Source organism: Geminisphaera colitermitum TAV2, from assembly GCF_000171235.2.
Taxonomy (GTDB): domain Bacteria; phylum Verrucomicrobiota; class Verrucomicrobiia; order Opitutales; family Opitutaceae; genus Geminisphaera; species Geminisphaera colitermitum.
Window position 1 is genome coordinate 1 of record NZ_ABEA03000065.1, and the last position, 6,794, is coordinate 6,794.

At 61.3% G+C, this 6,794-nt stretch carries 7 protein-coding genes; 5 read left to right on the forward strand and 2 right to left on the reverse strand.

The annotated features are described in order from the left end of the window. Positions 1 to 78 precede the first annotated feature (78 nt). Together OBACDRAFT_RS07230 and OBACDRAFT_RS07235 are read left to right on the forward strand one after the other, a co-directional pair. Positions 79 to 1,107: a LacI family DNA-binding transcriptional regulator gene (locus OBACDRAFT_RS07230; protein WP_043584212.1), complete on the forward strand. Its 1,029-nt coding sequence runs from the start codon at positions 79 to 81 to the stop codon at positions 1,105 to 1,107. Continuing rightward, positions 1,104 to 2,153 carry a LacI family DNA-binding transcriptional regulator gene (locus OBACDRAFT_RS07235; RefSeq protein WP_043584213.1) on the forward strand — a complete coding sequence of 350 codons (1,050 nt, stop codon included), beginning with the start codon at positions 1,104 to 1,106 and terminating at the stop codon, positions 2,151 to 2,153. The genes OBACDRAFT_RS07230 and OBACDRAFT_RS07235 overlap by 4 nt, the downstream gene beginning before the upstream one ends. Before the next feature lie 72 nt (positions 2,154 to 2,225). Here OBACDRAFT_RS07235 and OBACDRAFT_RS07240 read toward each other — a convergent pair whose 3' ends face one another. Both OBACDRAFT_RS07240 and OBACDRAFT_RS07245 read right to left on the reverse strand, forming a co-directional pair. Continuing rightward, positions 2,226 to 2,612, reverse strand: coding sequence for a PIN domain-containing protein (locus tag OBACDRAFT_RS07240; protein WP_043584214.1), 387 nt, complete (start codon positions 2,610 to 2,612; stop codon positions 2,226 to 2,228). A 1-nt stretch (position 2,613) separates the two neighbouring features. Beyond that, positions 2,614 to 2,856 carry an antitoxin gene (locus OBACDRAFT_RS07245; RefSeq protein WP_043584216.1) on the reverse strand — a complete coding sequence of 81 codons (243 nt, stop codon included), beginning with the start codon at positions 2,854 to 2,856 and terminating at the stop codon, positions 2,614 to 2,616. A 327-nt stretch (positions 2,857 to 3,183) separates the two neighbouring features. On the opposite strand from OBACDRAFT_RS07245, the gene OBACDRAFT_RS07250 reads away from it, so the two are divergent. The 3 genes from OBACDRAFT_RS07250 to OBACDRAFT_RS07260 form a co-directional block, all read left to right on the forward strand. Beyond that, entirely contained in the window at positions 3,184 to 4,053 is an 870-nt protein-coding gene (locus OBACDRAFT_RS07250; RefSeq protein ID WP_232766783.1) for a hypothetical protein, read from the forward strand. A 134-nt stretch (positions 4,054 to 4,187) separates the two neighbouring features. Continuing rightward, positions 4,188 to 5,063, forward strand: coding sequence for a PEP-CTERM sorting domain-containing protein (locus tag OBACDRAFT_RS07255; RefSeq protein WP_043584218.1), 876 nt, complete (start codon positions 4,188 to 4,190; stop codon positions 5,061 to 5,063). Between the two features lie 30 nt (positions 5,064 to 5,093). After that, positions 5,094 to 6,794, forward strand: a 1,701-nt coding sequence (locus OBACDRAFT_RS07260) for a DUF4350 domain-containing protein (protein ID WP_198529857.1), incomplete at its 3' end; no start/stop codon positions are given.

Genomic DNA, 6,794 nt, shown 5'->3' on the forward strand with positions numbered 1-6,794 from the left:
AGCCCCAACTCGGCACAATAACGCAACACACACACCAACCCTGCCGAGCCGGGGCTCGGCGCTCCCAGTCCTCCCCCCATGCCCCCCATCCGCCCCACCCAACGCGACATTGCCCGCGCCGCTGGCGTCACTCAGGCGACTGTCTCCCTTGCCCTCGGCAACCACCCCCGCCTCTCCACCGAAATCCGCGAACGCATCAAAACCATCGCGCAACAACTCGGTTACTGCCCCGACCCCTACCTTGCCGGCCTCTCCGCCTACAAAAAACAACGCCGCCCCCGCGGCTACCAAGCCACCCTCGCCTGGATCAGCAACTTCCCGCCCGGCCGGCAACACTGGCGCAACATCTCCACCTTCCTCCACTACTACGAAGGTGCCACCGCCCGCGCCGCCGAACTCGGTTACCAACTCGAAGACCACGACCTCGCCGCCCCCGGCATGACCCCCGCCCGCATGGAACAAATCCTGCGCACCCGCAACATCCCCGGCATCCTCCTCGCCCCGCAACCCGAACCCCTCATGCGACTCGACCTCAACCTCGACCGCTTCTCCTCCGTCACCTTTGGCTACTCCCTCGTCTCGCCCCGACTCCACATGGTGACCCACCACCACTTCCGCTCCACCGAAACCCTCCTGCGCAAACTCCGCAGCCTCGGCTACCGCCGCATCGGCCTCGCCCTCGAAGCCGAAAACGAACTCCGCATCGAACGCATCCCCAGCTCCGCCTTTCTCAGCGAACAACGCGACTGGTCCCACACCGAACGCATCCCCCTCCTCAACGAACCCAGACTCACCCGCGAACGCTTCCTGAAGTGGTATTCCCGATACAAGCCCGACGTCGTCGTTACCCTTTGGGATTTTGCGCACATCTGGCTCACCGACGCCGGGGTGCGCATCCCTGAAGACACCGGCATGGCTCTCCTCTCCGTGCGTTACCGTGACGGTTTTTATGCCGGCATCTGGGAAAACCCCGAAGAAGTCGGTGCCCGTGCCGTGGAACTCCTCATTGACCTCGTCCATCGCGGCGAGCGCGGCATCCCCCAACTCCCCTCCTGCCTCATGCTCGAAGGCACCTGGCTCGACGGCAAAACCATCCGCCCCCAATGACTCCCTCACCCGGCACCACCAGCCCGGCCCGGCCCTCCCAGCGCGACATCGCCCGCGCCGCCGGCGTCACCCAAGCCACCGTCTCCCTCGCCCTCAGCAACCACCCCCGCCTCTCCACCGAAATCCGCGAACGCATAAAAACCATCGCGCAGCAACTCGGTTACCAACCCGATCCCTACCTCGCCGGCCTCTCCGCCTACCGCAAACAACGTCGCCCCACCGCCTACCAAGCCACCCTCGCCTGGCTCACCAACTTCCCTGACGAAGACCGCGACTGGCGCTCCATCTCCACCTTCCTCCACTACTACGAAGGCGCCACCCAACGCGCCGCCGAACTCGGTTACCAAATCGAAGAACACAACCTCGCCCAAAACGGCATGACCCCCTCGCGGATGGAACGCATCCTCACCACCCGCAACATCCCCGGCCTCCTCGTTGCCCCCCAGCCCCACCCCGGCATCACCCTTGATTTCCCCCTAGCCCGCTTCTCCTGCGTCACCATCGGCTACACCCTTGCCGCACCACGCCTCCACATGGTGACCAACCACGCCTACCGCTCAGCCGACCTCCTCCTCACCCGCCTCTTGGAACGCGGTTACCAACGCCTCGGCTTCGTCATGGAAGCCGAAGACGAACTCCGCATCAAACGCATCTTCTCCTCCGCCTTCCTCCGCTTCCAACAAGACCTCCCCCTCCCCCACCGCATCCCACTCCTCGAAAAACAAAACCTCAACCGCGACGACTTTCTCCACTGGTACCGACTTCACAAACCCGACGCCATCGTCACCCTTTGGGACCTCGTGTATCCATGGCTCCATGACGCCGGCATACGCGTCCCCGAAGACACCGCACTTGCCCTGCTCTCCGTCCGCGAACCCACCGACACATTTTCCGGCATCTGGGGAAACCCCTGCCTTGTTGGAGCCCGTGCAGTCGAACACCTCATTGATCTCGTCCACCGAGGCGAACGCGGCATCCCCGAATCCCCCTCCTGCCTCCTCGTCGAAGGCTCTTGGCACGAAGGCAAAACCATCCACCCCCAATGAACAAGACACCCCCAAACAAAAATCCGGCCAGGCAGTTATCTGCGGACGAAAGGCGGATAGATACCGCGCCCGTCACTCCCACGCCAGGCACACAAGACCGGGCACGCGCTGGAATTCGCGCAGATTTGCGGTCAACAACGCCCCCCCCTGACTCCGCGCCTGACTTGCAATCAGTTGGTCCAAAGGCCCGATAGGCGTTCCCGCCCCTTCGAGGTGCGCCCGGATTTCCCCATAGTGCCGGGCGGCTTCCTCATCGAACCGGAGCACTTCAAACAAGTCCAGAAACGCCATCAGGCTCTTTCGATGCTTCTCCAGATCACTCGACTTGTGAACACCGGTCCACAACTCCGCCACCACGATCGACGACAGGCGGCACTGCGTGCAAGCTGGCAACCTCCGGCCCCGCGCCCTTCCCCGCAGCAGATCGATGCAAACGTTCGTATCGAGAAAACAGAGCATTTTACCAAGTCAGATCCCGTTTCTGTTCTTGCTGCGGCTGATGGCGATCGGGGAAATCCGCTCCAAAAGTGCGCATATATTTCGCCACATCTTTCAGCGTCCGGATGGCTGGCGCGGACTTCGGCCGTAAGATCACCTCCTCGCCCCGCCTTTCCAAAAAAACCTCGCTCCCCGGAAAGCGGAACACCTTGGGCAACCGCACCGCCTGACTGCCACCGTGTTTGAAGAGTTTGGCCGTTTTCATAGCCACAGAATTGTAGCCACAAAAATCCTGTCAAGAAGACTTCAAGCACAAGGCTTGTCACCCTCCGCGGAATAACTGACCGAATGATTGTCCCCTGCCAAAACTCATCACAAAATTCCACAAAACCCTCTGCCCACAGTGACTCCATGCCCCTCAATGGCTCTTCGACGTTTTCAGTGGGAAACCGGGAAGTGATATGGCGGGAATTGGCGCGGAAGCGCCCGTAGCGCAGGCATCTTGCCTGCAATCGAATCAATGGCGCGAAGCGCTGCTTCCCAAAAACAAACGCAGCAAAAAAGTCACCGCGCTTCGCGCAATCAATTGAGTTTGCAGGCAAGATGCCTGCGCTACGGGTGCTGCCGCGCCAACTCTTGCCTATCCACTGAAAACGTCGAAGAGCCGCAAACAATAGGTTATCAGAATAACCGTCATCACATTTGGCGATCTGACGAACTGCGCTACGGTCTTCTCCATGCGCCCCCTGTCCGCCTTTGCAGCCATCGCCCTTATCACAAGCACACACCATGCCGCTCCCCTCCCCCCCCCCCTGCGGCAACGCCCCTGTTTGAGGACAACTTTAACAACACCGCCAAAGCCGAACGCTCCCTCGCCTCGATAGGATGGGCCATTGCCAACGCCCCCTCGATCTCAACTCCCCTTGCCATACCCGCCAAAGGCCAGGGCAACGCCCTCGGCGTCCTCAGTGCCTCCGCCGGCACAGGCGACACACAACCCGGCTACATCTGGACCTCCGTCGCACCCGGCAACATCCGCATCTTCACCCGTCCTGTATCCAAACTTCCCCCACTGAGCGTTGGCACCATTGGCACGATCTCGTTCGATGCCGTTGCCTCAAGTAGTGGAATTGTTAATACGCACATCCTTGTGCAGCTCGGCGGCAAGGACTGGTATCTTTCCGGTGCCGAGCTTGCCCCGGTTGCGGTTGGCAACCGCAAAAGTTTTGCCGACGCCCCCGCCCCTGCCTCCGTTCGCCAGACGCTCACCTTTGCGCCCGCTGCCGCCAACTGGCAAAACCTGACCATGACCGAAGGCAGCCCCCTCGCATTTGCTCCCCTCACCGCCGATCTCCCAGCCGACGCTCCAGTGACGGGCATCGGATTCCTCGTCCACAACACCCAAACCGGCAAAGGCGGCGTCGTAGTCCGCATCGATACCCTGAGAATCACAGGGACTTAGCATCCTGTCCGCTATAAACATCCTCCAATTAAGTTATCAGAATAACCGTTCAGACGATTGGTTCCTCGCAAAATCGCGGCACAAATCACCACGAATACACTCAATACCAACCCACCAACCTCCCCACTGAAATTATGACCACACTCCCGCAAATCCTCCTCCTTGCCGCCGCCCTCGCGCCCGCCGCCCTCTGCGCCCAAGTCGTGATCCCGCCACCCACCGTCGCCCTCTCTTACGGGAGCGATGCCTTTGTCGCCCCCGAAGGAGGCACCGCCGCCGCAGTCCTTAGTGGCAATGCCACCAGCGGCACTCCCGGCACGGGCGTCAATTACACCACGCCCTTCACCGGCTTCACCTCCACTGCCAGCCGCATCACTTACACCAGCGATAGCGTCTCCGCTGATTACACACTGTCCCTATGGCTGAAAAACCCCGGTAACAATACTGCCAATAATATTTTTGTGAATGGTTCGACGGGTACCAGCAATCGTCCGCTGCAAGTTTGGGTTGGTGCCGACAATATCGAAGGGCATGAGGGTGAACGCCAAGTCTTTGTTGGATTTCACGGTTATACCGGTTCCAGCATTCTGTCATTCAATAGCGATTACATTGAATGGAAAGCGGACACATGGTATCAACTGGCTCTTGTTTTTAACAACAATTCCCCATCATCAAAAGATAGCATTACGGTTTATCTGACTGAAAAAGGGGCGACGACCATAGGAACGCCCATTATTAATGTGACGACAGATGTTTCTCGTTCCTCAACCAACACGGCTACATGGGCCTTTGGTGGCGTTGCCCAAGGCTATTATGGTGCCATCGAACCCAGCGGTTATTTCGGCGGTCAGATCGATGACATAAAACTTTGGAAAGGCGTCCTGCTCTCCGCCGACCAACTCAGTGCCAATCTTGCCACCGCCCCCGTCCCCGAACCCGCCACTGCCGCCCTGCTCCTCGGCGGCGTCCTTCTTCTCGGCGCGACCTTGCTCCGTCGCACCCGTCGCTAACCACGTTAACCGCCAAACCTCCCGCATCGCATGTTTTCCCCTGCCCGTGCCGCCCTGCCTGCCACATTCATATTTGTAGCCGCCATCTCACTACATGCGCAGCAACCCGTTGCGCAATCCGCCTCCGCGGCCACCGACCCCCTCGACCGTGTAACCAGTTACACACTACAAATCACCGCTGACCCCAACGGCGACACCCGCACTACCGACGACTGGTTTTACATGGGCTTCGTCCACGGCATCCCGCACCAGTTCGTACACATGGGCTTCAACAGCCGGCAAAGCACCTCGCGCGGCACCGCCCCCTTCCGCGGCGAACCCCTCCCCACGCCCGGCGTTTACCGCGACGCCCACGGACTCCGCTACCACAGCCTCGCATGGGGCGCGGAAAGCCTCGCAATGGCCATCGACAGCGCCAAAAAACGCGCCGCCAAAACCTCCAAACTCACTCCCGCCGAAGCCCGCCTCGCCGCCATCCCCGACGCGCAAAACCACCCCTCCTCCGCTGACAAAGCCCGCGTCCGCCGCGGACGCCTCAACCTCTTCGACCCCGCCACCCGCGAACTCCTCAACGATTACGCCCGCGCCCACGTCACCGCCTGGTCCGCCCCCACACCCGACCGCGCCACCGGCCCCCTCATCAACTACTGGGGCCTCGATAACGAATGGGAAGGCACACACGACTACGGGTCCCAAGCCCGCGCCGCCTTCGCCACCTGGCTCCGAGCCGCCTACGACAACAACATCACCGCCCTCAACGAAGCCTGGACCACCGACCTCCCGCCCGGCTCCGCCCCCGCCCGCCACGCCACCTTCGAAGCCGCTGCCAACAGCTCCGACATCCCCTCGCCCACCGACTACGCCAGCCACCCCGCCGCCTGGCTCGACTGGATCAATTTCCAGACCGAACACTTCACCGCCACCCTTGCCGAACTCGCCCGCACCATGCACGACACCGACCCGAAAAAACGCGGCGTCGCCCACAAATCCACGCAGCAAACCATCGAGATGCCCAACACCAACCGTGTGCGCACCTTCGACAACGAACAATTCGCCGAACTCATCCGCCCCATTTCCGGCGGACTCCTCGGAGCCGACATGTATGGCAGCGGCGACCGCCAAGCCTACGAGTTGAACTACCTCTATAACACCATCCGCCCCCTCGACCACTCTCCCGGCTACGGCGTTTACCTACCCGAAACCAACAACCACAACGGCCCCGGCCACGCCTTTGCCGCCACCACTTGGCGCATGCTCGCCAACGGCCTCAAAGCCGCCGACTTCTTCACCCTCGGCTTCGTCGGAGCCAAGGACGACTGGGACAGCTTTGGCTTCCATAACTCCAAAACCGGAGAACCCCGCGACAAACTCCACTACGCCGCCCGCTGGGCACACATGGTGCACCGCACCGAAGCCTTTTGGAAAAACGCCATTCCCGCCGAAGGCACACCCCGCATTGCCCTGCTCCTCCCCCGCTCCGACATCCTCCTCGCCGAAAAATCCCCCCGTTCCACCTCCCGCTGGGGCTACCCCCGCAACCACCGCTGGCTCGTTTACCGCTGGCTCCGCGAACAAGGCTACTGGGTCGATGTCATCCCCTCCACCAAACTCCACACCGACTACCTTGCCCACTACGACGCCCTTGCCCTCATCGGTGCCGAACACCTCACCCCCGCCCACGCCGACGCCATCACTCACTACGTTCGCGACGGCGGTATCCTGATCGCAGAA